Source organism: Nocardiopsis tropica, from assembly GCF_042660575.1.
GTDB classification, from domain to species: domain Bacteria; phylum Actinomycetota; class Actinomycetes; order Streptosporangiales; family Streptosporangiaceae; genus Nocardiopsis; species Nocardiopsis tropica.
Genome location: NZ_JBHSUF010000062.1, coordinates 1 through 881, shown reverse-complemented (window position 1 = coordinate 881; position 881 = coordinate 1). Strand labels below are relative to the sequence as shown.

Here is an 881-nt window from a genome sequence, read left to right as displayed (position 1 = left end):
CCGGGATCAGCGAGCCGGTGCACCCGCACCGGTTCCGCCGTTCCATGGCCACGTGGCACCTGGACGCGGGCGGGTCCAGGGACGCGCTCAAGGCCCGCGCCGGATGGTCCTCGGACCAGATGATCAACCTGTATGTCTCCCACTCGCGCGACCGCCTCGCATGGCAGGAGTCCCGGCGGCTCGGCATCGCCGACCGGTTCTGACCCCGCACACGACCGCGCCCCCTGCTCTCTCCCGTGGAGCAGAGGGCGCGGTCGTCCGTTCTCCGAGGGGGGCGCTCCGGGGGCCCCGACGGCGTTGGGACCGACGGCGAGAACGCCTCCACGGACCACGGGTCCCGGTCCACCGCGTGGGACCGGGTCGGGACGACCGTCACGACAGAGGTCCGGGTCAGAGATGCCGTCGACCCGGTGGTCCCAACAGGTCCCACCGAGTCTCACATGAACGCCAGAGACCGGTCCCAAGTCCCACACCCCTATAGGGGTGGGACCCGTGGGACTGGGACCGGTCGGGGAACGCTTCGAGGGCGACCGGTCCCCGAGGATGTGGCGCGCCCGTACCCGCGCCCGTCGGCTCCCGGCCCGCTCCCGGTCGGCTCCTGTCCTCGTGCGTGCCGATCGGCTCCCGGCCCCGCGCCCGTGTCAGCGCCGGTCGGTCTCGCTCGCGACGGTGTCGGGGAGTTTGCGCATGTGGTTCAGGGTTTCGTTGATGTCCATGCCCCGATTGTAGATGCCTGGAAGATTTTTTGCCAGACGCCTTGACGATCCTTCCAGGCGCCTGTAAACTGAAGACACAACAAAATAGAGAGGAGGTGAAAGAGTGAGCATCTTCCAGATGATCACGCTGACGCTCGCAGTCGCAGCCCTCACGCTCGCGGTTGT

General features: G+C 68.4%; 2 protein-coding genes. One reads left to right on the top strand and one right to left on the bottom strand.

Translation table 11 applies throughout. The annotated features are described in order from the left end of the window. Positions 1-203: tyrosine-type recombinase/integrase (locus ACFQBR_RS33580; RefSeq protein WP_378554986.1), on the top strand; the 203-nt coding region annotated here is incomplete at its 5' end. A 438-nt stretch (positions 204-641) separates the two neighbouring features. Here ACFQBR_RS33580 and ACFQBR_RS33575 read toward each other — a convergent pair. Next, positions 642-881 (bottom strand): hypothetical protein (locus ACFQBR_RS33575; RefSeq protein WP_378554985.1); only part of this gene is annotated, 240 nt, incomplete at its 5' end.